Here is a 26824-nt window from a genome sequence, read left to right as displayed (position 1 = left end):
ACTTGAGCAAGTCGCTCTGCTGGCGCAACCTGTCAACGACGCGACGCGCGGGGGCGTGTCTTTCTCGGGGTCTATTGCATGGCGGTCCAAGGGGTCGACGGACGCAGCGGCGAGTCCGCGCGCAATCTCGCCTTCATCAACTACGCCCTGCTGTTTTCAGCGATCTTCTTCGCCGGAGTGCCGGCGCTGATCGCCGCGATCATCGCCTATTCGCAGCGCGACGAGGCGCCGCCGACCATCGGCTCGCACTACAGCTTCCAGATTCGGATCTTCTGGGTGGCGTTCGTCATCGCCCTCGTGGCCGGTCTCTGCTTCCTCGGGGCGGTGGTCAGCATCGCCGGCGAGATTTTCCAGGTCACGCGCCTGGAGGGCTGGCGCATGCCAGATCAGGTCCAGGTCAAGCTGTCCGACGTGACGGTCGATCGAACGCTGATCGTCCTATTCGCCGGAACGGGCCTGTTTTCGGCGATCGGCGGCCTCTGGCTGGTGTTCGCACCGGCCCTGGGCTTCATCAGGCTTGCGTCGGCGCAGGGGATGGGCCACAGCGCGCGCTCATGAGCATGCCCCCCCTCGCCGCCTACCCCGCCCTGCGTCTCCGTCGCTTGCGCCAGGCCGACTGGGTCCGACGCCTGGTCCGCGAAAGCGTCCTCACCCCCGCCGACCTGATCTGGTCGATGGTCGTGCATGAAGGCGAAGGCGAGGTTCCCGTCGCCTCGATGCCGGGCGTCTCACGCCTGTCGGTCGACCAGTGCGCCCAGGCCGCTGTCGAAGCCCGCAAGCTCGGCATTCCGGCCATCGCCATCTTCCCGCATATCGACGGCGCCAAGAAGGACGCCGCCGGTTCGCTGGCCGCCGACCCGAACGGGGTGGTCTGCCGCGCCGTGAAGGCCATGAAGGACGCCGCGCCCGAGGTCGGCATCATGTGCGACGTCGCCCTGGACCCGTTCACCGACCACGGCCACGACGGGATCATCGAGAACGACAAGATCGCCAACGACGCGACCATCGAACGCCTGGTCGAACAGGCCCTGGTCCAGGCCAAGGCCGGCTGCGACATCCTCGCCCCCTCCGACATGATGGACGGCCGCTGCGGCAAGCTGCGCGCGGCGCTGGAGGCCGAGGGCCTGCAGGACGTGATGATCATGTCCTATGCGGCCAAGTTCGCCTCAGCGTTCTACGGCCCCTACCGCGACGCCATCGGCTCGGGGAAGCTCGGCACCGCCGGCCCGGCCGACAAGAAGACCTACCAGATGGACTCGGCCAACACCGAAGAGGCTCTGCGCGAGGTCGCTCTCGACATCGCCGAGGGCGCCGACATGGTCATGGTCAAGCCGGGCATGCCTTATCTGGACATCGTGAGCCGCGTGGTTCGCGAGTTCAACATGCCGACCTTCGCGTTCCAGGTGTCGGGCGAGTACGCCATGATCATGGCCGCAGCCCAGAACGGCTGGATCGACGAGGAACGCGCCATCCTGGAAAGCCTGGGCGCCTTCAAGCGCGCCGGGGCGGCTGGGATCATCACCTACTTCGCACCGCGCGCCGCGCGAATGCTGGGGGCGTGAAAGCCGTCGAGATCGTCGCCGGCGTGATCCGCGATCATGGGGGCCGGGTGCTGACCGTGCGCAAGCGCGGCACGACCGCATTCATGTTGCCCGGCGGCAAGCGCAATCCTGGCGAGGCCGACATCGACACGCTCTCGCGCGAACTCGGCGAGGAGCTCGGTTGCGACCTGGTCAGCGCCGAGCACCTGGGCACCTACGACGCGCCGGCCGCCAACGAACCGGACACCCGGGTCTATGGCGCGATCTACCTGGCGCAGGTCGCCGGCGGCGTCCTGCCCAAGGCCGAGATCGAGGAACTGCTCTGGATCGAACCGAAATCGCCGCCCAGCGTGCGGCTCGCACCGCTGCTGGAGCGGCAGGTCCTGCCGCGGCTGGGGTAAAGCGGCTTCGGACTCTGCAGCCCCTTCAGTCGTGCTGCGCGCCACCTCCCTCAGCAGGGGGAGGAACTAGGGGGGACTACTTCTCCAATCGCGCCACCAGGCTCGACGTGTCCCAACGATTGCCGCCGAGTTCCTGCACCTCGGCGTAGTAGCCGTCGACCAGGGCGGTCACGTCGAGCTTGGCGCCGTTGGCCTGGGCCTCGTCGAGCACCAGGCCCAGGTCCTTGCGCATCCAGTCGACGGCGAAGCCGAAGTCGAAGCGGTTCTCGGCCATGGTCGTCCAGCGGTTGTCCATCTGCCAGGACTGCGCCGCGCCCTTGGAGATCGCCGCGGCGACCTCCAGCGGGTCGAGGCCCGCGCGCTTGGCGAAGTGCATGCCTTCGGCCAGGCCCTGGACGACGCCGGCGATGCAGATCTGGTTGACCATCTTGGTCAGTTGCCCGGCGCCGGGGCCGCCCATCAGGCGGGTGGCCTTGGCGAAGGCGGCGATCACCGGCTCGGCGCGGGCGAAGGCGGCCGGATCGCCGCCGCACATGACCGTCAGTTGGCCGTTCTCGGCTCCCGCCTGCCCGCCGGAGACCGGCGCGTCGATGAACCAGCGGCCGCCCTGCCCGGCCAGTTCCGCCATCTCGCGCGCCACCTTGGCCGAGGTCGTGGTGTGATCGACGATGATCGCGCCCGCGGCCATGGTCGGCAGGGCCTGGGCGACGACGCCGCGCACGTCGTCGTCATTGCCGACGCACAGGAAGACGATCTCCGCGCCCGCGGCGGCCTCGGCGACGGTCGCGACGGCCGCGCCCGGATGCTGCTCCGCCCAGGCCTGCGCCTTCTGCGGGCTGCGGTTGAACACCGTCACGTCGTGGCCCGCCTTCGCCAGATGTCCGGCCATCGGAAAGCCCATGACACCCAGGCCCACGAACGCGACTTTCATTCCAACTTCCTTCTTAAGCTCAACGCCATCTTAACGGCCTCCCGCGCAGTTTGCCGGGAAATCAGGGCTTCCGAGGTAGAACACCATGGCGATGGGCGAAGCGCCTATCCTGATCAAGAAGGTCAAGAAAGGCCACGGGCACGCTCACCACGGCGGCGCCTGGAAGGTGGCCTATGCCGACTTCGTGACGGCGATGATGGCCTTCTTCCTTCTGATGTGGCTGATCAACACCACGAGCCCAGAGCAGAAGCGCGGCATCGCCGACTATTTCGCCCCGGCCAGCGTGTCGGAAAGCACCTCGGGCTCAGGCGGCATCCTCGGCGGCACCGCCCTGGGCGACGACGGGGCGATGGCCGCTGGGTCGCAGTCGATGGTCGAGGAAATGGCGCCTGAGTCGCGCAATCCGAACGACGGCACCCAGACCGACGCCGCCAAGGAGATGGCCCGCGAGGCCTCGACCGAAGCCCTGCGCGAAGCGGTGCTGCAACGCGAGCAGGCGGCCTTCGCCTCGGCCGCGCAATCGCTGCGTCAGGCGCTGCAGGACATGCCCGAACTGGCCGAGCTGTCGAAGAACATCCTGATCGACGTCACGCCCGAGGGGCTGCGCATCCAGCTGGTCGACCAGGAAGGCCGCTCGATGTTCGCCAACGGCCGCGCCGAACCTAACGACCGCGCCAAGCTGCTGCTGCGCGCCGTCGCCCGCGTCATCAATCAGTTGCCCAACCGGATCAGCGTTTCGGGCCACACCAGCATGTCGCCCAACGGCGCGAAGGCCGACGGCGACTGGCAGCTGTCGGCCGGCCGCGCCGACGCCTCGCGTCGGGTGCTGCAGGCCTCGGGCGTCGACCCCGATCGCGTCTATCAGGTTTCGGGCAAGGCCAATTCGGAACCGCTGTACCCGGACGATCCGACCCTGGCCGGAAACCGTCGGATCGCCATCGTGCTGCTGCGCGAGGCCCCTGTCCTGCCGCCGGATCACGGCCTGCAATGAGGAGTTCTCTTCACTGACGCATGGGACCTTGCGCCCGAGCTTCCCATGACGCCTAATCGGTCCAGGCGCACTGTTTCGAGAGCGGTCCGTGACGCAGCACTTTCCGACGCGACAGCTCAGGTTCTTTCTGACGGCGCCCAGTCCGTGCCCTTACCTGCCGGACCGCCACGAACGGAAGGTCTTCGCGCATCTGCCGCTGTCCGACGGCGCCAGCGTCAATGACAGCCTGACCCAGGTCGGCTTCCGTCGCTCCCAGAACATAGCCTACCGCCCGGCCTGTGAAAGCTGCTCGGCCTGCGTGTCGGCCCGAATCCCGGCCCGCGACTACGAATTCTCGCGCTCCGAACGCAAGGTCCTGGCCCGCAACGAAGACATCGAGCGCCACCTGGTCGAGGCCGAGGCGACGATGGAGCAGTTCGACCTGCTCCGCCGCTACCTGACAACAAGGCACGCCGACGGCGGCATGGCCGAGATGACCTGGCCCGACTACGTCGCCATGGTCGAGGATACCGCTGTCCGGACTCACATAATCGAGTACCGGCTGCGTTCGAAGGACGGCGGTCCCGGCGACCTGATCGCCTGCGCGCTAGTCGACCTGATGAACGACGGCCTCAGCCTGGTGTATTCGTTCTACGACCCTGCGCTCGCGCGGCGGAGCCTCGGCTCGTTCATGATCCTGGACCACGTCGTCCAGGCCAAGCTGACACAGATCCCCTACGTCTATCTCGGCTATTGGGTCCGGGGCTCCGAGAAGATGGACTACAAGGTCCGCTTCTCGCCGATCGAACTGCTACGCCCCGAAGGCTGGTCGCTGATGTCGGCCCGCGACCGTATCCGGCCGACGGAGGCCTGAGGCCCCCGCCAGCGGGACCGCGGCTATTGCCGCGCCATGGCCACCTTCAGCCGGTCCTCCGCGGTCACGAGATGGTCGTGGTCGTCGCCCTTGAGGTCGATCTGCACCCACTCGATCTTGCCGGTGAACTTGTTGCCGGTGGCGCCGTATTCGGGCGAAGCCGGCGAGCCCGTGTCGCCGCCGACGTCGCAGGCCTCGTCCGAGGAGTAGCCCATCGGCTCAGTCTTCTCGACGCGTCCCTTGCCCACCTGCTTGCCGTCGTAAAACAAGGCGACATCGCCGCCCTTCGCCAGGCCGCCCCCGTCGTACTTGAATTCCATCCGCACCTGGTGCTCGCCCGCCGCGATCGCGGTGTCGGCGCCGACGATGTAGTGCTCGATGCCGAAGAAGTTGAAACAGTACTTCAGCTTGCCGCCCTTGAAGTAGAGCGACCATCCCCCCGCGTCACCGCCTTGGGTGATGATCACGCCCTCGGCGCCGGCGGCGGGGACAGTTATCTGCGCCGTCACCGCATAGGACTTGTTCTTCAGGGTGAGGATGCAGGCCTCGGAAACCCGCATGCCGGGGAACAGCAGTTGACTGTCGCCGGTGATGATCTGCGGGCGGCCGGCGATATCGGGATTGATCCGCTCGAACCCCCGGTCATCCAGCGGCACGACGTTGTACTTGGTCGCCTCGATCAGCCACAGACGCTGCAGGTCGGCCAGCTTCTTCGGCTCCTTGGCCGCGATGTTGTTGGACTGGGTCCAGTCGTCGGGCCCGTAGAGCTCCCAGACATCGTCATCAAACGGCGGCGGGGCATCGGCCTTCCACGGGGTCCGGTGACGTGTGCAAGCCGTCCAGCCCTTGTGATAGATGCCGCGATTGCCCATCATCTCGAAGTACTGAACCGTATGGTTCTCGTCCGCCTTCGGGTTGGTGAAGGTCGAGACCATGCTGGCGCCTTCGAGCGGCGCCTGGGCGATGGAGTTGACGATCGTCGGTTCCGGCAGGCCGCAGACTTCCAGCACAGTCTTGGCGACGTCGATGACGTGGTGGAACTGGTCACGGGTCTCGCCCTTGGCCTTGATCACCCGCGGCCAGTGGACAATCGTTCCATTGCGGGTGCCGCCCCAGTGCGAGGCGATCTGCTTCGTCCACTGATAGGGCGCGCACAGCGCGTGCGCCCAGCCGACGGCGTAGTGATTGTAGGCCTTGGGCGTACCGAAGTCGTCGATCTTGCTGAGCAGGAATTCGGGCGTCTCGATCCCCGGCATGCCGTTCAGGGTGCACATCTCGTTGAAGCAGCCGTTGATCGTGCCTTCAGCCGAGGCGCCGTTGTCGCCGATGATCAGGTAGATCAGCGTGTCGTCCATGACCCCCAGATCGTTGATCGCGTCGATGACTCTGCCAATCTCGTGGTCGGTCTGCTCCATGAAGCCCGCATAGATCTCCATCTGGCGGGTCAGCACCGGCTTAAGTTCAGCCGGCATCTCGTCCCACGCCGGGATCTCTTCGTGGCGCTTGGTGAGTTCGGCGTCCTTGCCGATCACGCCGAGCTTCTTCTGGCGGGCGAAGGTCTCCTCGCGCAGCTTGTCCCAGCCCCCGTCGAACTTACCCTTGTACTTGTCCGACCATTCCTTCGGGACGTGGTGCGGCGCGTGAGTGGCGCCGGGCGCGTAGTAGACGAAGAACGGCTTGTCCGGCATCAGCACCTTCTGCTGGCGGATCCAGGTGATGGCGCGGTCGGCGAGGTCCTCGTTGAGGGTGTAGCCCTCCTCTGGAGTGCGCGGCGGCTCCACCGCCGTCGTCCCCTCGTACAGACCTGGATAGTACTGGTTCGCCTCGCCGCCGACGAAGCCGTAGAAGTGCTCGAAACCCGAACCGGTCGGCCATTGAGTGAACGGCCCCATCGGCGAGACCTCCCAGTACGGCACCTCGTGGCACTTGCCGAACTGCGCGGTCGAGAAGCCGTTGAGCTTCAGAATTTCCGCCAACGGCGCCTTGTCCTTCGGGCGCACGCCGCTGTTGCCCGGCGCCGACGTGCCCATCTCGGTGATCGCTCCCATGCCGACCGAGTGGTGGTTGCGGCCGGTCAGCAGCGCCTGGCGCGTGGGCGAACACAGGGCGGTGGTGTGGAAACGGATGTACTTGAGCCCGCCGCCTGCCAGCTTCTCGAAGTTCGGGGTGTGGCATGGCCCGCCGAACACGGACGAGGAGCCGAAGCCAGCGTCATCGACCAGGAAGATCACCACGTTGGGCGCCTGCTTGGGCGGCCGCAGCGCCTTGATCGGCGGGTAGCGGGTATCGGGATCCTTGGCGTCGTAGGTCGTCAGACCGACGTACTTGGGCTCTGGAATGGGTAGGATCGTGCGGTTCAGTCGCTCGTCGGCGGGCATGGCGCAAATCTCCAGCTGAGGCCCCCGATCCTCGACCATGCGCCACCGGCTGGGCCTCGGGCCTTCACCTGAGGAACGCCGCGTATCGGCCCCTGGACGGGCAGTTTCGCCCACATTTTCGGCCAATCATCCCCAGGCCGCCCCTCCACGTGCGTCGACCCCGGCCCGGCGTCTTGGTAAATTGAGGTTCTGTTTCAGTTGCCTGGACCTGGCGCATGACGCGGCAATTACGCCTGAGGCTCCGGCGCCCGGCTTCCTACGCTCGCGAAGACTTGGTTCGCGGCTCTTCCAACGCCCTGGCTATCGCCACGCTGGACGCTTGGCCGGCCTGGCCAGGCGGCGCGCTGGCGCTGTTCGGCCCCGCGGGCAGCGGCAAGACGCATCTGGCCCGCGAGTGGGCGCATCGTGTCGGCGGGTTGATCATGGACCGCGTCGTACCCGACGTAGCCTCGGCCGTCGGACGCCCGGTGCTGATCGAGGACGTCGACCAGGGCGTCGACGACGAAGCGCTGTTCCACCTGATCAACATGGCCGGGCGCGACGGCGCCGGCCTGCTGCTGACCGCGCGCGAGGCGCCCACGGCGTGGCGCGCCGAACTCCCCGACTTGCGCTCGCGCCTCAACGCGCTGTTCGTCGCCGAAATCGAGGAACCTGACGATGAAGTGCTGGAGGGCGTACTAAGAAAATTCTTCCGCGAGCGGAGCATTCGCCCGCCCAAGGAGGTTTATCCATATCTGCTGCGCCGCATGGAACGGTCGATTCCGTGCGCGCGCGAAATCGTGAAGCGGCTGGATGAAGCCGCCGATGATGAACAGCGCCCCATTTCGCGCATGCTTGCGCGACAGATTCTTGAAGATGATATGGAGAATCTTGACCTTTTCGAGTGATGACTTGCGAGACCCGAACAGCTGGTCCAGAACCAGTCCATGTCTACGGAAGCGCCCTCGATGACCTACGCCGCCCCTTCGCCGCGGCCGGCCGACGCCAGTCCGCTGGCCCTCGATCAGGAACTGTTCAGTTCCCCCGACCGCTTCTTCAATCGCGAACTCTCCTGGCTGGCCTTCAACGAGCGCGTGCTCGACGAGAGCAAAAACCCCCGCCACCCGCTGCTCGAACGCCTGCGGTTCCTGTCGATCTCGGCCAACAACCTCGACGAATTCTACATGGTGCGCGTCGCCGGCCTTAAGGCCCAGGCCCGCGAAGGCGTCCGCGTCGTCTCGCAGGACGGCCTGACGCCGGTGGAGCAACTGTTGCGGGTCAACGCCGAGGCCGCAAACCTGATGGCCGACCAGCAGTCACAGTGGCGCAGCCTGCGCAAGGAACTGGCCGGCGAAGGCCTGACCGTCGTCATGTCGGACGAAGTCAACGCCACCGAGAAGCAAGCTCTTGAAGGGATCTTCCTGTCGCGGGTCTTCCCGGTGCTGACGCCGCTGGCCATCGATCCGGCGCATCCGTTCCCCTTCATCCCGAACCTGGCGTTCTCCATCGTCCTGAAGCTCAAGGGCAAGTCGGACGGCCGCATGCTCTACGCCCTGGTGCCGATCCCGGCTCAGGTGGCGCGGTTCTGGGAACTGCCCGCCCCGCCGACCCGTCGCAAGCGCCCAGAGCGCCGCTACATCAGCCTGGAGAGCCTGACGGCGCTGTTCCTCGACCACCTGTTCCCGGACAGCGATGTCGAGGCCCTGGGCGTCATCCGGCTGATCCGCGACAGCGACGTGGAGATCGAGGAAGAAGCCGAGGATCTGGTGCGCGAGTTCGAGGTCCGCCTCAAGCAACGCCGGCTCGGCTCGGTAGTCCGCGTCGAGATCGAGGCCACCATGCCCCCGGATCTGCGGACTTTCATCGTCGAAAACCTGCACGCCAAGGAAGAGGACATCATCCTCATCGACGGTCTGCTGGGCCTGGATGAGCTGTCGCAGCTAATCCCGTCGAACCGACCGGACCTGAAGTTCAAGCCGTTCGAGGCGCGATTCCCCGAGCGAATCCGCGACTATGGCGGCGACTGCTTCGCCGCCATCCGCGCCAAGGACATCCTGGTCCACCACCCGTTCGAGAGCTTCGACGTGGTGATCCAGTTCATCCGCCAGGCCGCCCGCGACCCGAACGTGCTGGCGATCAAGCAGACCCTGTACCGGACCTCTTCGGACAGCCCGATCGTCGCGGCTCTGATCGAGGCGGCCGAGAACGGCAAGAACGTCACCGCCCTGGTCGAGATCAAGGCCCGCTTTGACGAAGAAGCCAACCTGAAGTGGGCGCGCGATCTGGAGCGCGCCGGCGTGCATGTCGTGTTCGGCTTCGTGGAGTATAAGACCCACGCCAAGCTCTCGATGGTCGTGCGCAAGGAAGGCGACCAGTTGCGCACCTACTGCCACTTCGGGACCGGCAACTACCACCCGGTCACCGCACGCATCTACACCGACCTCTCGCTGTTCACGTGCGATCCGGCGTTGGGCCGCGACAGCGCCAAGCTGTTCAATTTCATCACCGGCTACGCCCGCCCCGAGCACCTGGAAAAGCTGTCCCCCTCGCCGCTGACCATGAAGGCCGACTTGCTGACCTTCATCATGCGCGAAGTCCAGGCGGCCCGCGCCGGCAAACCGGCCGGCATCTGGGCCAAGCTGAACTCGCTGGTCGACCCGGTGATCATCGACGCCCTCTACGAGGCGAGCCAGGCCGGGGTGTCGATCGATCTGGTGACCCGCGGCATCTGTTGCCTGCGTCCGGGCGTTCCGGGCCTCTCGGAGAACATCCGGGTCAAGTCGATCGTCGGACGGTTCCTGGAACACGCCAGAATCGTCGCCTTCGCCAACGGCGCAGCGATGCCCTCGGCCGAGAACCGGGTGTTCATCTCGTCGGCCGACTGGATGCCCCGCAACCTCGATCGGCGTGTCGAATGCCTGACGCCTGTCGAGAACCCGACCGTCCACCAGCAGGTGCTGCAGCAAATCATGGTGGCCAATCTGAAGGATGAAGCGCAAAGCTGGACGCTCGACGCGGACGGCCGCTATACCCGGGACCCATCATGGGACCACCCGGGCGCCTTCTCCGCGCACGAGTACTTCATGACCAATCCCAGCCTGTCGGGCCGGGGGGAGAAGGTGAAGGACATGCCGCGCGCGATTGATCATGTGGCCCCGCGCGGATAGCCGGGCTTTCCAAGGCGACCCTGGGGCTGACACGTTTCAGGATCCGAGTTCGCGCCAGACCGCCGTCATCGACGTCGGCTCCAACTCCGTGCGCCTGGTCATCTATCGCCTGGAAGGACGGGCGATCTGGACCGTCTTCAACGAAAAAGCCCTCGCCGGCTTGGGCCGCGACCTGCCCGCCACCGGCCGGCTGTCGCCGGAAGGCGTCGAGACTGCGATGGTCGCGTTGCGCCGGTTTCGGTCCGCGCTGAGCGGCTGGAACCGGGCCGACATCTTCGCGGTGGCGACCGCCGCCGTGCGCGAAGCCTCGGACGGCCCAGCCTTCCTGGCCCGGGTCGAGATGGAGACCGGCCTGCGGCTGCGGGTGGTTTCCGGCGCAGAGGAGGCGCGCTACGCCGCGCTCGGCGTGGTCGCCGGCCAGCCGGACGCCGCCGGGGTCGTCGGCGACCTTGGCGGCTCAAGCCTCGAACTCGTCCACCTGGACCCAGCCGCCCCTCGCGACGGGATCACCCTGCCGCTCGGGCCGTTCGCGCTTGGCGCACCCCGTCCGCTGGACCTCGACAAGGTTCGCAAGACCATCGACCAGCGGATCGACGGCGCGGGCCTGGCCTTCCGCTCCCGCGAATTCCACGCCGTCGGCGGCGCTTGGCGGAACCTGGCGCTCCTCCACATGGAGATGGCCGACTACCCGCTTCGCGTCGCCCACCAGTACGAAATGAACCGTTCCGACGCCGTCGACGTCGCCCGCTTCGTCGCCCGGCAATCCAAGGGCAGCCTGGAGCGGATGCAGGGGCTGTCCAAGAAGCGCTTCGACACCCTGCCCTATTCCGCTCTGGTGCTCGACGCCCTGATCGAACGCCTCGGCATCGAACGCATCGTGATCTCGGCGTACGGCCTGCGCGAAGGCCTGCTGCTTGAGGCCATGCCGCCGGAGGAAGCCTCGCGCGATCCGCTGATCGAGGGCTGCGAAGCGCTGACCACGGTGCGCGGCCTCTCGGCGGACCTGGGCGCTGCGCTTCATAGGTGGCTGCAGCCGGCCTTCGCCCAACTGGCCCCCGTGTTCGGCGCCCGTGAGCCGACCCTGATCGCCGCGGCCTGCCGGCTGGCCGATCTGGGCGCGCGGCTGCACCCCGACCATCGTGGCGAGCTGGCCTTCGAGCAGGTTCTGCGCGCGCCGATCGCCGGCATGAACCACCCCGAACGGGCGTTCCTCGCCAGCGCCGCCTTTGCTCGGCATTCGTCGGCGCCGAGCACTCCCGACCCGCAGACCGTCGCCAAGGTGCTGTCGACGGAACGCCGCCAGCGGGCCCGCGCGCTCGGCTCGGCGATCCGCCTCGGTTGCGACCTCTCGGGCCGCAACGCCAGCCTGCTGCCCCGCTCGACGCTCGCGATAGACGGCGACCGGCTGGTGCTTTCGGCCCAGGAGGGCTGGGGCGACATGCTGCTCGGCGAGCAGACGACCAAGCGCGCGCAGGCGCTGGCCCAGGCCCTGCGGTTGAAGCTGCAGGTCGGCTGACGCCAATCGACACCAAGCTGTCATCGGCGCGTCATGCCGCTGTAGCCAATCACCACCAAGAGGACGCCCATCTGTATGGAGGGCGTGAACCTTGGCGAACATCGGCGGCAAGTTGGCGGCGGGACTTTGCGCCTTGGCCTTGGCGAGCGGACCGGCCTCGGCCGCCGAGCGGGCCAAGAACGTCATCCTCTTCATCGGCGACGGCATGGGGGTCTCCACCCTGACCGCAGCGCGGATCTATGACGGCCAGAAGCGCGGCGTCGACGGCGCCACCAACCTGCTGTCCTTCGAACGCTTTCCGGACCTGGCGCTGGTGCGCACCTATTCCGCCGACAGCTTGGTCACCGACTCGGCCGCCGGCGCGTCGGCCCTGCTGACCGGGCGCCGGACGCTGAACGGAGCACTCGGCGTCACCGACCAGATCAGGTTCGCCGACTGCGCCTCGACAAAAGGACAGTCGGCCCCGACGCTGGCCGAGCAGGCCAAGCAGGCCGGACTGGCGGTGGGCGTCGTGACGACCGCCGCGATCACCGACGCGACCCCGGCCTCGCTCTATGCCCACACCCCTTCGCGCCGCTGGCAATCGGACGCCGATCTGCCGCCGGAGGCGGTCAGCGGCGGCTGCGTAGACATCGCCCGCCAGATGCTGGACGTTCCAAAATCGAAGCGCTTCGACGTCATGCTCGGCGGCGGCCAGGCCAACTTCGTCGCGGACGACGGCAAGCGGATGGACGGTCGCGACCTGACCGCCGAATGGCGGCAGGCCGGCGGGCTCTATGTCCAAACGGGAAGCGAGCTGGCCGCCGCCCCCAAGACCGACGCCCCGCTGCTGGGTCTGTTCGCCCCGAACAACATGATGCGCGACAGCGCCCGCCTGGCGACCGGAACCGACGCCCCGACCCTGACGCAAATGACCAGCCAGGCGATCGAACGGCTGGCCCGAAACAAGAAGGGCTATTTCCTGATGGTCGAGGGCGCGCTGATCGACAAGGCGCACCACGTCAGCCTGGCCGGTGAGGCCTTGAACGAGACGGTCGAATTCGCCAAGGCGATCGCCGCGGCCGCAGCGATGACCGATCCGAACGACACCCTGATCATCGTCACCGCCGACCACAGCCACGGCCTGACGATCAACGGCGGGGCCCGCGACACCTCGATCCTCGGCGTCCTGCAGGGCAATGACGACGACCCGCCGGTGGCGCTCGACGGCCGCATGGTGCCGATCCTGATGTACGCGACCGGTCCCGGCGCCCCGGCCGCCGGCGAGCCGCGCCCCGTGCCCGGCAAGAGCGATATCGACGATCCGGACCGCCTCACCTACGCCGCCGTGCCGCTTACCAGCGCGGCGCACACCGGCGAGGATGTCGCGGCCTATGCCCGCGGTCCCGGCGCCTCGAAAATCCGCGGCCTGATGGACCAACCCGGCGTCAACCGAGTGATGCGCGAGGCGCTCGGGCTCTAACTGAGCCATCGCCCCTAGCCACGCCGGCGTACCTCCTCGTAGAATTCGCGTAACAAGAATCTCCAGGGGGAAACGTCATGAGCATCACGCGCAAGGGCCTGCTCTATGGGCTGGTGGCTTCGGCCGCCATCATTGCGGGTCCGGCCGTCGCCGAGGTCAAGCTTGCGAACCCGAGCGAGGCGGGAATGTCCACGGACGGCCTCGCGACCCTCGACAAGAGCTTCCACGGCCTGGTCGACGACGGGCGGCTGGCTGGCGTGACGACCCTGGTCGCCCGCCACGGCAAGGTGGTTCACTTCGACGCCTACGGAGTGCAGGACGTCAACACGGGCGCGCCGATGAAGCGCGACACGATCTTCCGCATCGCCTCGATGACCAAGCCGGTCACCGGCGTGGCGATGATGATCCTCTACGAAGAGGGCAAATGGAAGCTGGACGATCCGGTCGCCAAGCATATTCCCGAGTTCGCCGACCTGATGGTCAAGGGACCGGACGGGACCCTGGTGGCGCAGACTCACCCGATGACCATGCGCGAGCTGATGAGCCACACGGCCGGCTTCGATGTTTCGGGGGGATACGCCCCTGCCGTCACGGACCGCAATCAGCCTCTGCAGGCGATGATCGACAAGCTGGCCAAGCTGCCGCTGGCGACCCAACCGGGCACGGACTGGCGCTATGGCCCCAGCGTCAACATCCAGGGCTACATCGTCGAGAAGCTGTCGGGCCAGCCGCTGGACGTCTACTTCCAACAGCGGATCTTCGCGCCGTTGAAGATGACCGACACCGGCTTTGCGGTTGCGCCAGCCAGCCTCCCGCGGGTGGCCTCGATCCACACCTATGACGCGGCGAAGAAGCTGATCGCTCCGCCCAACCCGTTCGACCCCTCGGTAAAGCCGGCCTTGCTGTCCGGGTCCGGCGGCCTGTTCTCGACCACCGAGGACTACTGGCGGTTCTCGCAGATGCTGGTCAACGGCGGCGAGTTGGACGGCGCGCGCATCCTGAGGCCCGACACCGTCAAGCTGATGCGCCAGAACGTCCTGAAGGACGGCGTGTTGGTCGACCTCTATGGGCCCAGCATGCAGGGCGTGGGCTTCGGCATGGACTTCGCGGTCATCCTCGATCCGGCCAAGGCCGGGACGCCGCAGGGCCAGGACAGTTACTACTGGGGCGGAGCCTTCGGCACCTGGTTCTGGATCGACCCTACCAACGATCTGGTCTTCGTCGGCATGATCCAGAACCTGAACGGCTCCATCCCTGGCCGTGACACGCCGGACGTCCGTTCGATTTCCTATCCGCTCGTCTATGGCGCGATCACCAAGACCGGCCAGCAGGACGCCCAATAGCAAGAAGGCGGCGCAGTGGTTTCCCGCCGCGTCGCCTTCTCATTCCAAGCCAGAAGGCTTGAAGGCCTCGAGGTCTTCGACTTCGCTGGCGGGCGAGATTTCTCTGGTCGGCCAACTCTGTCGTCGTGACCCTTCGATCGGCGGCCTTGGGTCGCCCCGCGGCTGCGTCTCTTGGAGCCTTCCGCTCGCCTTTCGATCCGGTCTCCCGGTTCGCCGCGCCGCGTTTCCTTTCGACAAGTCGAGCCTCGCGCTGATCCCGCCGCCCCGCAAGCCCGCACGCACGCCGACATACCGTCGTTCGGTGGATAGGCGGTGGGCAAGGCTGTCGACGAACCGCGATACGCCAGATACGGCAAGCGCCCTGAGCTATCCACAGCTTCGTCAGGGCAATGTCGGCAGGCGGATGTTTGCGGCCAGGAAGTCGATGAACGCCCTCACCCGCGCGGGCAGCCGCCCGCCTTGGCCGACGAAGACGGCGTGCGCCTCGAGCCTGTCGCCGGGATTGAACGCCTCAAGTACCGGCGTCAGCCGCCCGGCGCGGATGTCCTCGGCCGCCGCAAAGACGCTCATTCGGGCCAGACCGGCCCCGGCCAGAGCCAGGCGACGCAGGCTCGCGCCGTCCCCGACCTGCACTCCGCCTGCGCCGGGCAAATAGACAACCTGGCCATCTGGCCCGCGAAACGGCCAATTGCGGACGCTGCGGGTGAAAGTGAAGTCCAGCTGATGGTGATCGGCGAGATCCTCCAGCCGCATGGGCACGCCACGTCGCGCCAGATAGTCGGGGGCGGCGACCACGACCGCCCGGCTTTCACCCAGCTTACGGGCGGTGAGGTTCGACGAGCGCAGCGCGCCCATCCGGATCGCGACATCGGCCCGCTCCTCGAGCAGGTCCACGACTTGATCGGTCAGTACAATGTCCAGGGTCACGTCCGGATGCTGCTCCAGGAAGGCCGGAACCAGCGGCAGGATGAACTGGCCGCCGAGATCGACCACGCTGTTGACGCGAACCCGGCCGCGCGGCGCGGCTCCGGCTAAGACCTCGCGCTCGGCCTCGTCGATGTCGGCCAGCACCCGGACGCTGCGGGCGAAGAACGCCTCGCCTTCCGGGGTCAACTGCAGGCGGCGGGTCGAGCGGTTCAGAAGCCGGGCGCCGAGTCGCGTTTCCAGCCTTGAGACGAGCTTGCTCACCGCAGACGGCGTCAACTTGAGCGCCCGGGCGGCGGCCGACAGCCCGCCGGTCTCCACCACCCGGACGAACACCTCCATCTCGGTCGAACGATTGACTTCGGCGCGCGACATTAACTTGAACTCACAGGTGATGTTCCCAAAGGCAATCTATTTCACATAACGCAAGACCTCCATCTAGCGCCGATCGCTGCTTGGAGAACTCCGTTGCCTATCGCCCTCTACGCTCTGACCGCCGGCGCCTTCGGCATCGGCGTCACCGAATTCGTCATCATGGGCCTGCTATTGCAGGTATCCGGCGACCTCGGCGTCTCGATCTCCGCGGCCGGCTTGCTGATCACCGGCTATGCGCTCGGCGTGTTCGCAGGCGCGCCGCTGCTGAGCATCGCCACCCGCCGCCTGCCGCGGAAAACCACGCTGATCGCGCTGATGATCATCTTCACGCTCGGCAACCTCGCCTGCGCGCTGGCCCCGAACTACCCGATCCTGATGGTCGCCCGGGTCGTGACCGCGCTGGCCCACGGCACGTTCTTCGGAGTCGGCTCGGTGGTCGCGGCCGGTCTGGTCGCGCCCGACAAGCGCGCCTCGGCCATCGCCCTGATGTTCACCGGCCTGACCGCCGCGACGTTGGTGGGCGTCCCGTTCGGCGCCTGGCTAGGCGAAAGCTTCGGCTGGCGCTCGACCTTCTGGGCGGTCGCCGGGATCGGCGTTCTCGCCGCTGCGGTTCTGACGGCCTTCGTACCGCGCGCGGAGCAGCCGGTGGAGGCCGGCGCCCTCGCCGATGAGCTGGCGGTGCTGGGCCGACCGCAGGTGCTGCTCGGGCTGCTGATGACCGTGCTGGGCTTTGGCGGGGTGTTCGCCGTCTTCACCTACATCCAGCCGATCCTGACCCAGATCACCGGCTTTCCGATCGCCGCCGTCTCGCCGATCCTGCTGGTGTTCGGCGGCGGACTGGTGGCCGGCAACTTCCTCGGCGGCAAGGCCGCCGACCGGGCGCTCAATCTCGCGCTGATCGGCACACTGATCACCTTGACCGTGGTCATGCTGACCATGAGTTTTGCGCTGGAAAGCAAGGTCGCCGCGGTCGTGTTCACCGGACTGCTGGGCGCCGCGGCCTTCGCCACGGTCGCGCCGCTGCAGCTGCGCCTCATGGAGGCGGCGGGCGGGGCCGGCCAGACCCTAGCGTCCAGCCTCAACATCGCCGCCTTCAATCTCGGCAACGCGATCGGCGCCTGGCTAGGCGGGGCGGTGATCGATCACGGACCGGGCCTCGCCGCCGTGACATGGGTCGGGGCCCTGATGCCGGCCGCGGCGCTGCTGACGGCTCTAATCAGCCGCCGGCTGGAGAGCCGCGCTGCGATCGCCGGTTGAAGCCGCGGCGGCGGAGCCCTACTCCGCCGCTTCGGTCGCCTTGGCCTTGGGCGCGCGTCGCACTTCGACGACGCGCACGCGCGTGCCGTCCAGGACCAGGGCCAGTTCCCCGCGCTTCAGGCGCAGGGCGTCCTCGCCGAACGCCTCGCGCCGCCAGCCTGTCAGGGCCTGGGTCTTGGCGTTGTCGTCGTTGGCGATCTGCTCGAGGTCCGAGACCGTCGCGATCAGTTTGGACGCCACGCCGGCGTCTTCCGAACGCGCCTTGAGCAGCACCTTGAGCAGCTCGACGACGGCGCCGGCGGCCGGCGACGGCTGGTGCTTGGTTTTCTCGATGACCGGGGCGTAGGCCTCGGGATCCTTCAGCGCCTCGCGCACGGCGGCCAGCAGGTCCGGCCCGAAGCGCGAACCGGAAAAGCCCTTCGGCACCGAGCGCAGACGGTCGAGTCCGTCGGTGTCGGTCGGCGCCTGGGTCGCGATTTCGTCGATGGCGTCGTCCTTGAGGATCCGGCCGCGCGGCTGGTCGCGCAGCTGGGCGGTGCGCTCGCGCCAGGCGGCCACCGCCTTGAAGATCGCCAGATACTTGGCCGTGTGCCGGCGGGGACGAAGCCGCTTCCAGGCGTTTTCCGGGCTGACGTCGTACATCGCCGGATCGGTCAGGCTGCGCATCTCGTCGACGACCCAAGCCAGGCGGCCGTCCTTCTCGAGGCGGGCGCGCAGCATCGGGTAGAGCTTGGCCAGGTGCGTCACATCGCCCACGGCATAGACCAACTGGGCTTCGGTCAGCGGCCGGCGCGCCCAATCGGTGAAGCGCGACGACTTGTCGATTTCGACCTTGAGCATCTGGCGGACCAGGGCGTCATAGGCGATCTGCTCGCCGAACCCGGCGGCCATGCCGGCCACCTGGGTATCGAACAAAGGCGTCGGCATCGCATTGAGGTTGTTGAAGATTTCAACATCCTGGCGTGCGGCGTGAAAGACCTTCTCGATCTTCGGATCGCGCAGAATCTCAAGGAACGGCTCCAGGTCGATGCCGTCGGCCAGCGGGTCGATCACGGCCTCGGCGTTCGGTGCGGCGGCCTGGATCAGGCACAGCTTCGGCCAATAGGTCGTCTCGCGCATGAACTCGGTGTCCACGGCGACGAAAGGCTGGTCTTTGATCTTGTCGCAGAACGCCTGGAGGTCGGCGGTAGTTGTAATCGGCGTCATCAAGTAGCTATACGCTCGCGCAGGGCCGAGTCTGCAAGCGCCCGATGCGCGCAGCGGCCAATTTCTAGTCGTCCTAGCACCAAAGGCGTCACATGACCGACCGGCCCAATGGCCTCACCTACGCCCAGGCCGGCGTCGACATCGATGCCGGAAACGCCCTGATAGAGCGTATCAAGCCTCTGGCCAAGGCGACGCGTCGTCCCGGCGCCGATGCGGCGCTTGGAGGTTTCGGCGCGCTGTTCGATCTCAAGGCGGCCGGCTACGAGGATCCGCTGCTGGTCACGACGACCGACGGCGTCGGCACCAAGCTGAAGATCGCCATCGACACCGACCAGCACGACACGGTCGGGATCGACCTCGTCGCCATGTGCGTCAACGACCTTCTGGCCCAGGGCGCCGAGCCGCTGATGTTTCTGGACTACTTCGCGACCGGGAAGCTGGACGTCGACGCCGCCGCGCGGGTGGTCGCCGGCATCGCCGAAGGCTGCACCCAGGCCGGCGCGGCCCTGGTCGGCGGTGAAACCGCCGAAATGCCGGGCATGTACTCCGAAGGCGACTACGACTTGGCCGGGTTCTGCGTCGGCGCGGTCGATCGCGGCGGCGTGCTGCCCAAGCTGGACGCCCAGCAGCCGGGCGACATCCTGATCGGCCTCGGCTCGTCCGGCCCGCACTCCAACGGCTACTCGCTGGTCCGCCGGATCGTCGAGCGCTCGGGCCTGGCCTGGGACGCGCCGGCCCCGTTCGCGGAGGGCAAGACCCTGGCCCAGGCGCTGATGGCGCCGACCCGGATCTACATCAAGAGCGTGCTGCCCCAGATCAAGAAGGGCCGCATCAAGGGCTGCGCCCACATCACCGGCGGCGGACTGATCGAGAACCCGCCCCGCGCCATCGCCGAGGGCCTGGTCCCGAAGTTCGACTGGAACGCCTGGACCATGCCGCCCGTGTTCCAATGGCTGGCCGAGGTCGGCGGCGTCGCCGAGCACGAGATGCGCCGCACCTTCAACTGCGGCGTCGGCCTGATCCTGATCGTCGATCCGCACGATCTGCCCGACGTTCTGGACGGCCTGCTGCACGCCGGCGAGGACGCTTTCGTCTGCGGCGAGCTCGCAGCCGCCTAGCGAGATCAAGGGGGAGCTACTCCCCCTTGAACACCGCCGTGCGCTTCTGATTGAAGGCCGCCACGCCCTCGCGGCGGTCCTTGGTCTTGAACAGGCGGTTGTACTCGACCAGTTCCAGCGCCATGGCCTTGTCCAAGGCCAGCGCCGCCCCCCCGCGGACGACCTTCTTCAGGGCCCTGACCGACAAGGGCGCCTTGCCGGCGATCACCCGTGCGCGCTCCAGCACCTGCGGCATGAGTTCGTCGGGCGGAGCCACGTGATTGACCAGGCCGAAGTCCAGCGCCTGGGCCGCGTCGATCGGCAGACCGGACATCAGCAGCTCAGCCGCCCGGCGCTCGCCGGCGGCGCGGACAATGTATTGGGTGCCGCCGAGCCCCGGAATGATGCCGAGTCCCACTTCCGGCAGACCAAGCCGCGCGGTCTTCGAGGCCCACGCGAAGTCGCAAGCCAACGCCATCTCACAGCCGCCGCCCATGGCCGCGCCGTTGACCGCCGCGATGATCGGGAACGGACAGGACAGTTGCGCGCGGATCATCGCCTCGAACATGACGTGCTGATCGGACCAGGCCTGGTCGCTCATGCCGTCGCGTTCCTTCAGGTCCGCGCCGGCGCAGAAGAACCGGCCAGCGCCGGTCAGCACCGCCACCCGCACCGAGGCGTCCTTGGCGAGCGCGGTCCAGAGTGCGAGCAGCTCCACGCCCATGGCGGTGTTCAGCGCGTTGGCGGCGTCCGGCCGGCTGAGGGTGACGACCTTGACCCCGGGAGACGGCTCGCTGACCTCGATCGTACTGCTCATCGTCCCTCCGGTCCGGCCACGACGCCGGCGTCATGCAATCTGGCGATCTCTCCGTCCGACATTCCAAGCACCTCGGCCAAGACCTCGTCGGTGTGCTGGCCGAGGCGCGCAGCGCCGCCGGCCGGCCTCCGCTCCTCCTGGGGAATGGTCCCAGCAAAGCCCGCGGTCGGATAGGTTCGGCCGCTCGGATGGGTCGCCTCGGCGAAGATCGGGTTGCCCTTGATCAGCCGCGGGTCCTCCGCCGCCGCGCTCATCGGCTGATATGGCCCCCAGCAGACCCCCTCCTTGTCGAAGGCGGGCTTCAGCTCGGCCAGGCTCTTGCGGGCGAACGCCGCCTCGAACAGTGGAAATAGCCGTGCGCGGTGATCGAAGCGCAGGCCCTCGTCGGCGGCGAAGCTGACTCCGAGCTCGGCTTCAAGGGCGGCTACCGGCGCTTCGATCTCGAGGACCTGGGTCAGACCCTTCCACTGCCGCGGCGTGATCGCGACCAGCATGATCCGCGGCCCGCCCTTCAGCAGGAAATCGCGGCCGAAGGCGCCGAACAGGTCGTTGCCCATCCGCTGCCGGTCCTGACCGCCGAGGCTCTCGGCGAGATAGCCGAGATTGGCCATGGTCGTGCCGGCGATGTCCGACAGCGGGATGCGGATCTCGCGCCCCTTGCCGTCCCTCTGACGGGCGTGAAGCGCCGAGACCAAGGCGAACGCCGCATAGGCGCCGGTCAGCAGGTCCCAGGCCGGCAGGACGTTGTTCACAGGCCGTGGCTCGTCCGGGAAGCCATTCAGCATCGGCACGCCGACCGCGCTGTTGACGGTGTAGTCGACGGCCGGGCCGCCATCGGCCCAACCCATGACCCGCGCACAGATCAGATCGGGCCTCAGCGCGCTCAATTTCTCATAGGAAAGAAAGCCTTCGACCGGAAAGTTGGTAACGAAGACGCCGCCCTCCTCGCCTGGCGCCGCGGCCAGCCGCGCCGCCAATTCGCGGCCTTCGGGCCGGGACAGATCGATGGCGATGGACTTCTTGGCCTTATTCAGCCCTTCCCAATAGAGGCTCTCGCCGCCCTCGCTGAGCGGCCAGCGGCGAAAGTCCGGGCCGCCGCCGATGTTGTCGAAGCGGATCACCTCAGCGCCCAGTTGCGCCAGATAGAGGCCGCAGGTCGGTCCGGCGACGAAAGCCGAACCTTCGACCACTCGCAGGCCCTTCAGAAGATCGTACATCCCACGTCCCTCAGAACGATTTCGGCATGCCCAGCACGTAGGTGCCCACGTGGCTGAGGATCAGGTTCGTAGAGATCGGTGCGACCTGATAGAGCCGTGTCTCGCGGAACTTGCGTTCGATGTCGTAGTCCTCGGCGAAGCCGAAGCCGCCGTGGGTCTGGATCGCCATATCGGCCGCATACCACGAGGCCTCCGAAGCCAGCATCTTGGCCATGTTGGCCTCAGTGCCGCAGGGCTCGCCGGCGTCGAACATCGCCGCGGCCTTGTCGACCATCAACGCGGCGGCGGTCACCTGAACGTGCGCCCGGGCGATGGGGAACTGGACGCCCTGGTTCTGGCCGATCGGTCGGCCGAAGACCTCGCGTTCGGTGGCGTAGCGGCTGGCGCGGTCGACAAAGAAGCGTCCGTCGCCGATGCATTCCGAAGCAATCAGAATGCGCTCGGCGTTCATCCCGTCGAGGATGTAGCGGAATCCTTTGCCCTCCTCGCCGACTAGGTTCGCCGCCGGAACCCGCAGTCCGTCGAAGAACAGCTCCGTTGTGGCGTGATTGAGCATGGTCCGCACGGGGCGGATGGTCAGGCCATTGCCGACCGCCTCGCGCAGGTCAACGATCAGAACGCTCATCCCGTCGGAAGGCTTGGCCGCGTCCTCGCGCGCCGTCGTGCGGCACAGCAGCACCATCAGATCGGAATGCTCGGCGCGGCTGATCCAGAGCTTCTGACCGCTCACCACGTAGTGGTCGCCCTCCCGCCGCGCGAATGTCGAAATGCGCGTTGTGTCGGTTCCCGCCGTCGGCTCGGTGACGCCGAAGGCCTGCAGGCGCAGTTCCCCGGATGCGATCTTCGGGAGGTAGACCTCCTTCTGGGCCTCGCTGCCGTGCTTAAGGATCGTGCCCATGGTGTACATCTGGGCGTGGCAGGCGCCGCCGTTGCAGCCCGAGCGATGAACTTCCTCAAGAACGGCCGTCGCGGCGGCCAGACCAAGTCCTGACCCGCCGTAGGTTTCCGGGATCAGGACCGACAGGAACCCCGCCTCGGTCAGCGCAGCGACGAACTCCTTGGGATAGGTGCGTTCTCGATCACGCTCGCGCCAGTATTCGCCGGGAAACTGGGCGCACAGCTTGCGCACGGCCTCACGGATCTCAGGAAAACTCTCCGTTCCGCTCAAGCCCGCCTCCACCAACGCACAAGGTCCGGCTCCAGCTAGCCGAAAGCTCTCCGAGGCGAAAGCCATGCCGCAACGTCACCGACGGCTTGAACAAGCTTAAGTGTTCGCACCCGAAAACCAGAGCGAACTCAAATACAACTTCCGGAAATTTGCGAATCGTTAACCAAGTTCTGGCGGAACTTCAGTGCGCTTGCGTTGTTCGAACCGGCATGGACAGCATGAACCGCAATGAACGCTTGCATAGGGAGGCCGTCAGCCTCTGGCGCGCGTTGAGCGCTGACCCGCCGCCAAGAGGTCTGCGCGGCGAACGCCTGCTGGATGCGGCGCTGCACCTGAAGATAGCCGACAAATACGACCGCTTTCATTCGCCGCACCTGCGGCCGAGCCAGATCGTTCGTCCTCGCTAACTCCGGATAAGAGAAGGCCCCGCCCGGCATTCGCCGAACGGGGCCTGTCATGCGGCTGGTCCGCTGGGGGGACCGGAGTGGGGCTCGTGGCCGCGCTTGTTCAACGCGGCCAAAGCCCAGCCGTTCCCGATCAGCCGACGATTTGGTCGTCGGTGAAGAACTGGGCGATTTCGATCTTGGCGTTGTCCAGGCTGTCCGAGCCGTGGACCGAGTTTTCGCCGACGTTCAGGGCGAACAGCTTGCGGATCGTGCCGTCAGCAGCCTGTTCCGGGTTGGTCGCGCCCATGACTTCGCGGTACTTGGCCACGGCGCCTTCGCCTTCCAGAACCTGAACAACGACCGGAGCCGAGGTCATGGTTTCAACCAGCTCGCCGTAGAACGGGCGCTCGGCGTGGACTTCGTAGAACTTCTTGGCCTGGGCCTCGGTCATTTGAATGCGGCGTTGAGCGACGATGCGCAGGCCGGCGCCTTCGATCACGGCGTTGATCTGACCCGTCAGGTTGCGCTTGGTGGCGTCCGGCTTGATGATCGAGAAGGTGCGTTCGGTCATGTCTTTTGCTTGTCTTAATTCTTGGGGAGGCGCGGGTCCCGCGCGGGTGGCGGGCTTATAACCGCCCCACGTGACAACGCCAAGCGGACGACAGTCGCCTTGCGCGGCGGTCTCTGCTAAGGCCCCGCGCTCCCATGCTGCAGATCAACGACCTTACCTTCGACTCCTGGGGCCGCCGCTTCTTCGACCACGCGAGCGTCAGCATACCCGTGGGCGCCAAGGTCGGCCTGGTCGGACGCAACGGCGTGGGCAAGTCCACGCTGTTCAAGCTGATCCTCGACCAGTTGCACGCCGGCGACGGCGAGATCGGCTATCCGAAGCAGGCCCGCATCGGCTCGGTCGACCAGGAGCACCCCGCCACCCCCGTGCCCTTGATCGACACGGTGCTGGCCGCCGACGAGGAACGCGCCGCGCTGCTGCATGAGCTGGAGACCGCCGATCCCGAACGGATGGGCGACATCTATGGCCGGCTGTCGGAAATCGGCGCCGACCGCGCGCCGAGCCGGGCGGCGGAAATTCTCTCCGGTCTCGGCTTCTCGAACGCCGACCTCACGCGCCCGATGGCCGAGTTCTCGGGCGGGTGGCGGATGCGCGTGGCCCTGGCCGCGGCGCTGTTCGCCGAGCCCGACCTGCTGCTGCTGGACGAACCGACCAACTACCTCGACCTGGAAGGCGCGCTCTGGCTGGAAAGCCGGCTGAAGAAGTACCCCCATACGGCGGTGATCATCAGCCACGACCGCGAGATCCTGAACAACAGCTGCGACCACATCCTGCACCTGCTCGACGGCAAGCTGACCCTGTATGTCGGCGGCTACGACCAGTTCGAGCGCCAGCGCGAGGAAAAGGCCCGCCTGCAGGAAGCCACCAAGGCCAAGGTCGAGGCGCAGCGCGCCCACCTGCAGTCCTTCGTCGACCGGTTCCGCGCCAAAGCGTCGAAGGCGACGCAGGCCCAGTCGCGCCTGAAGATGCTGGCCAAGCTGCCGCCGGTGTCGGCGGTCGTCATCGAGCACACCGCCCCGTTCCTCCTGCCCTCCCCCGAACGCCCCTTGGCGCCGCCGCTGGTGCGGCTCGAAGGCGTCGCCACCGGCTATGCCGACGGCCCGCCGATCCTCAAGGGGCTGAACCTGCGGCTAGACCTGGACGACCGCATCGGCCTGCTCGGGGTCAACGGCGCCGGCAAGTCGACGTTCGCCAAGCTGGTCGCCGGCGCGCTGGAGCCTCTCGCCGGCGAGCTGAAGCGCTCGGCCCGGCTGAAGGTGGGCTGGTTCCACCAGCATCAGATCGAGGCCCTAGATCCGAACGACACCCCGTTGGACATCATCCGCCGCGAAATGCCCGAGGCGTCTGAGGCGAGCCGTCGCTCGCGCCTCGCGCAGTATGGGCTCGGCCACGAGAAGGTGGAGACCTCGGTCGCCAACCTGTCCGGCGGCGAGCGCGCGCGCCTGCTGCTCAACCTGGTCGCGGCCGAGAAGCCGCACCTGCTGATCCTCGACGAACCGACCAACCACCTCGATATCGACAGCCGCCGGGCCCTGCTCGATGCGCTGAACGACTACGAGGGCGCGGTGATCCTGATCACCCACGACCGGTCGCTGATGGAACTGGTCGCCGACCGCCTCTGGCTGGCCTCGGACGGGACCATCGCCCCCTACGACGGGGACATGGATGACTACGCCAGGTTCGTCATCGAGCGCGCCAAGCAGGCCGGCAAGGCGCCCACTCAGGTGCGCGAGGCCGAACCCGTCGCTCCCGCCAAGCCGCCGGCGACCAGGGCCAAGGCGCCGACCGGCACCGCCCGCCGTCGCGCCGAGGCCGCCGAGGCCGCCCTAGCCCGCGCCAGCCAGGCGCTGGCCCGCATCGACGCTGCGCTCACCGACCCGAAGGTGTTCAGCGAAAACCCCGCCAAGGCCGCCGAACTCGGCCGGCAACGGGCTGCGGCCGAGGCCGCGCTGGAGGCGGCCGAACAGGAGTGGCTGGAGGCGACCGAAGCCTACGAGGCGATGAAGGGCGAGGGCTAGAGCCCCTTCCCCTGCCGGCCGAGCCGCCTATGGTTGCGGCATGCCTCCCGCCGACGCGATCTCGCCCCCCGAACCTGGCCAGCGCCGTCTCGCTCCACGCATTCGCGCACGGCTGCACGAGCTCTATTTCGGCAAGTCCGAGCGGTCGGTGCGCTTCCGCCTGACCGTGATCGCGATCGATTTCGTGATGATCGCGTTCTTCATCGCCGCGCCTCTGCTGCGCGACACCCCGGCCTTCCTCTTCATCGACTACGCCATGGCGCTGGTGCTGGCGGCCGACCTCGTGGCCCGGGCGCTGGCGAGCGACAATCTGGCCGCCTGGATTCGGCGGCCGGTGACCTGGATCGACCTGTTCGTCCTGGTCACGCTGCTGTTTCCGCTTTGGCTGTTCAACCTGGCCTTCCTGCGGGTGCTGCGGCTTTGGACCCTCGTCCACTCGGAGTTCTTCTGGGACACGGTCGGCCGCCGATACAACGAGACGCGCTGGGAAGACGTGATCCGCGCGGCTTCGACGCTGATCACCTTCATCTTCATCATGACCGGGTTCGTCTACACGAGCTTCGCGCGCACCGAGGGCATCGGCGGCTACATCGATGCGCTCTACTTCACCATCGCGACCCTGACGACCACCGGGTTCGGCGACATCACCCTGCCCGGCGCCTGGGGCCGGGTGATCTCGATCGTGACCATGCTGACCGGGATCACGCTGTTCGTGCGCCTGGCCCAGGCCCTCTTCCGGCCCTACAAAATCCGCTTCACCTGCCCCACCTGCGGCTTACGCAGGCACGACGTGGACGCCGTCCACTGCAAGGCGTGCGGCGAGCTGCTCAACATTCCGAACGACGACGAGGTCTAGGATCGTGCCCGAGGAAGCCCGCCTGATCTATCTGCTGGGGGTGCTGGTGCTGCTCGCGCCCGCGGGCATGGCGGCGTTGCGCCGCATGCTTCGCAAGCGCAACAAGTAGGAAGCCCTAGAGCGCGCGCGCCAGGCGCAGGTTCTCAGCGTGCTCAGCCTGCGCGCGGCGCAGGTTGATTTCCAGCGACAGGCTGTCCTGGCCCTCTTCGACCACGGCTTCGATCATGGTTTCGGCGACATCGGCGTCGTCGAACGGGGACGCGACTTCGAACGGTTGGTTCGGCATCGGAGGACCTCCTTGGCTGGTTGGCGAAACTGTTAAGCAAAGCTTGACGGCAACCAAGCGCTTTCGCGTAACAGGCGCGTGAAA

Annotated in this window: 24 protein-coding genes; 14 read left to right on the top strand and 10 right to left on the bottom strand. The window is 67.2% G+C overall.

All coding sequences use genetic code 11. The features are described 5' to 3' along the window. Positions 1-78: 78 nt before the first annotated feature. The 3 genes from OUA97_RS02285 to OUA97_RS02275 are packed head-to-tail and all read left to right on the top strand — an operon-like array spanning position 79 to position 1942. Complete coding sequence (locus OUA97_RS02285; protein ID WP_267230153.1) at positions 79-558, top strand: hypothetical protein; 480 nt, start codon at positions 79-81, stop codon at positions 556-558. Next, positions 555-1562: a porphobilinogen synthase gene (gene hemB, locus OUA97_RS02280; protein WP_267230152.1), complete on the top strand. Its 1008-nt coding sequence runs from the start codon at positions 555-557 to the stop codon at positions 1560-1562. The genes OUA97_RS02285 and hemB overlap by 4 nt, the downstream gene beginning before the upstream one ends. Then, positions 1559-1942 (top strand): NUDIX hydrolase, encoded by a 384-nt coding sequence (locus tag OUA97_RS02275; protein ID WP_267230150.1) that lies wholly within the window; start codon positions 1559-1561, stop codon positions 1940-1942. The genes hemB and OUA97_RS02275 overlap by 4 nt, the downstream gene beginning before the upstream one ends. A 76-nt stretch (positions 1943-2018) precedes the next feature. Here the strand turns inward: OUA97_RS02275 and OUA97_RS02270 are convergent, their stop codons facing one another. Then, positions 2019-2873, bottom strand: coding sequence for an NAD(P)-dependent oxidoreductase (locus tag OUA97_RS02270; protein WP_267230148.1), 855 nt, complete (start codon positions 2871-2873; stop codon positions 2019-2021). A gap of 85 nt (positions 2874-2958) precedes the next feature. On the opposite strand from OUA97_RS02270, the gene OUA97_RS02265 reads away from it, so the two are divergent. Then, on the top strand, positions 2959-3864 hold the full coding sequence (locus OUA97_RS02265; protein WP_267230147.1) for a flagellar motor protein MotB: 906 nt from the start codon (positions 2959-2961) through the stop codon (positions 3862-3864). An 88-nt stretch (positions 3865-3952) separates the two neighbouring features. After that, entirely contained in the window at positions 3953-4717 is a 765-nt protein-coding gene (locus OUA97_RS02260; RefSeq protein ID WP_267230146.1) for an arginyltransferase, read from the top strand. A gap of 23 nt (positions 4718-4740) precedes the next feature. On the opposite strand, the gene OUA97_RS02255 is transcribed toward OUA97_RS02260, so the two are convergent. After that, on the bottom strand, positions 4741-7095 hold the full coding sequence (locus OUA97_RS02255) for an arylsulfatase (RefSeq protein ID WP_267230145.1): 2355 nt from the start codon (positions 7093-7095) through the stop codon (positions 4741-4743). Positions 7096-7310: 215 nt separating this feature from the next. Between OUA97_RS02255 and OUA97_RS02250 the strand changes: the two genes are divergently transcribed. The 5 genes from OUA97_RS02250 to OUA97_RS02230 all read left to right on the top strand — a co-directional run bounded on the left by OUA97_RS02250 (position 7311) and on the right by OUA97_RS02230 (position 14562). After that, positions 7311-7982 carry a DnaA ATPase domain-containing protein gene (locus tag OUA97_RS02250; protein ID WP_267230144.1) on the top strand — a complete coding sequence of 224 codons (672 nt, stop codon included), beginning with the start codon at positions 7311-7313 and terminating at the stop codon, positions 7980-7982. Between the two features lie 39 nt (positions 7983-8021). Then, entirely contained in the window at positions 8022-10241 is a 2220-nt protein-coding gene (locus tag OUA97_RS02245; protein WP_267230143.1) for an RNA degradosome polyphosphate kinase, read from the top strand. After that, entirely contained in the window at positions 10222-11757 is a 1536-nt protein-coding gene (locus OUA97_RS02240; protein ID WP_416362401.1) for a Ppx/GppA family phosphatase, read from the top strand. Before OUA97_RS02245 ends, OUA97_RS02240 begins: the two co-directional genes overlap by 20 nt. Before the next feature lie 91 nt (positions 11758-11848). Continuing rightward, positions 11849-13219, top strand: coding sequence for an alkaline phosphatase (locus OUA97_RS02235; RefSeq protein WP_267230140.1), 1371 nt, complete (start codon positions 11849-11851; stop codon positions 13217-13219). 77 nt (positions 13220-13296) lie between these two features. Next, positions 13297-14562 (top strand): serine hydrolase domain-containing protein, encoded by a 1266-nt coding sequence (locus tag OUA97_RS02230; RefSeq protein ID WP_267230138.1) that lies wholly within the window; start codon positions 13297-13299, stop codon positions 14560-14562. A 381-nt stretch (positions 14563-14943) separates the two neighbouring features. Here OUA97_RS02230 and OUA97_RS02225 read toward each other — a convergent pair whose 3' ends face one another. Then, the gene (locus tag OUA97_RS02225; RefSeq protein ID WP_267230137.1) at positions 14944-15861 is read right to left on the bottom strand and encodes a LysR family transcriptional regulator; all 918 of its coding nucleotides are present in this window, start codon (positions 15859-15861) and stop codon (positions 14944-14946) included. Between the two features lie 93 nt (positions 15862-15954). Between OUA97_RS02225 and OUA97_RS02220 the strand changes: the two genes are divergently transcribed. Continuing rightward, positions 15955-17118, top strand: coding sequence for an MFS transporter (locus tag OUA97_RS02220; protein WP_267230135.1), 1164 nt, complete (start codon positions 15955-15957; stop codon positions 17116-17118). A gap of 18 nt (positions 17119-17136) precedes the next feature. On the opposite strand, the gene rnd is transcribed toward OUA97_RS02220, so the two are convergent. Continuing rightward, positions 17137-18324 (bottom strand): ribonuclease D, encoded by a 1188-nt coding sequence (rnd, locus tag OUA97_RS02215; protein WP_267230134.1) that lies wholly within the window; start codon positions 18322-18324, stop codon positions 17137-17139. Positions 18325-18416: 92 nt separating this feature from the next. On the opposite strand from rnd, the gene purM reads away from it, so the two are divergent. After that, positions 18417-19442, top strand: coding sequence for a phosphoribosylformylglycinamidine cyclo-ligase (gene purM, locus OUA97_RS02210; RefSeq protein WP_267230132.1), 1026 nt, complete (start codon positions 18417-18419; stop codon positions 19440-19442). Between the two features lie 16 nt (positions 19443-19458). On the opposite strand, the gene OUA97_RS02205 is transcribed toward purM, so the two are convergent. The 5 genes from OUA97_RS02205 to ndk form a co-directional block, all read right to left on the bottom strand. Continuing rightward, complete coding sequence (locus OUA97_RS02205; RefSeq protein WP_267230131.1) at positions 19459-20238, bottom strand: enoyl-CoA hydratase/isomerase family protein; 780 nt, start codon at positions 20236-20238, stop codon at positions 19459-19461. Further along, positions 20235-21455: a CoA transferase gene (locus OUA97_RS02200; RefSeq protein WP_267230130.1), complete on the bottom strand. Its 1221-nt coding sequence runs from the start codon at positions 21453-21455 to the stop codon at positions 20235-20237. Before OUA97_RS02200 ends, OUA97_RS02205 begins: the two co-directional genes overlap by 4 nt. A 10-nt stretch (positions 21456-21465) precedes the next feature. Continuing rightward, positions 21466-22623, bottom strand: coding sequence for an acyl-CoA dehydrogenase family protein (locus OUA97_RS02195; RefSeq protein WP_267230128.1), 1158 nt, complete (start codon positions 22621-22623; stop codon positions 21466-21468). A gap of 128 nt (positions 22624-22751) precedes the next feature. Further along, on the bottom strand, positions 22752-22988 hold the full coding sequence (locus OUA97_RS02190) for a hypothetical protein (RefSeq protein WP_267230127.1): 237 nt from the start codon (positions 22986-22988) through the stop codon (positions 22752-22754). Between the two features lie 172 nt (positions 22989-23160). After that, positions 23161-23580 (bottom strand): nucleoside-diphosphate kinase, encoded by a 420-nt coding sequence (gene ndk / locus OUA97_RS02185; protein WP_267230125.1) that lies wholly within the window; start codon positions 23578-23580, stop codon positions 23161-23163. 134 nt (positions 23581-23714) lie between these two features. On the opposite strand from ndk, the gene OUA97_RS02180 reads away from it, so the two are divergent. Together OUA97_RS02180 and OUA97_RS02175 are read left to right on the top strand one after the other, a co-directional pair. Then, complete coding sequence (locus tag OUA97_RS02180) at positions 23715-25598, top strand: ABC-F family ATP-binding cassette domain-containing protein (RefSeq protein WP_267230124.1); 1884 nt, start codon at positions 23715-23717, stop codon at positions 25596-25598. Positions 25599-25638: 40 nt separating this feature from the next. Next, positions 25639-26454 (top strand): potassium channel family protein, encoded by an 816-nt coding sequence (locus tag OUA97_RS02175; RefSeq protein WP_267230123.1) that lies wholly within the window; start codon positions 25639-25641, stop codon positions 26452-26454. 115 nt (positions 26455-26569) lie between these two features. Here OUA97_RS02175 and OUA97_RS02170 read toward each other — a convergent pair whose 3' ends face one another. Then, a complete protein-coding gene (locus OUA97_RS02170; RefSeq protein WP_267230122.1) occupies positions 26570-26740 on the bottom strand; it encodes a hypothetical protein in 171 nt (56 codons plus the stop codon). Positions 26741-26824: the final 84 nt, after the last annotated feature.

The organism is Phenylobacterium sp. 58.2.17 (assembly GCF_026411515.1).
In the GTDB taxonomy this organism is placed as follows: Bacteria; Pseudomonadota; Alphaproteobacteria; order Caulobacterales; family Caulobacteraceae; genus Phenylobacterium.
This window is presented reverse-complemented; position numbering and strand designations above follow the sequence as displayed.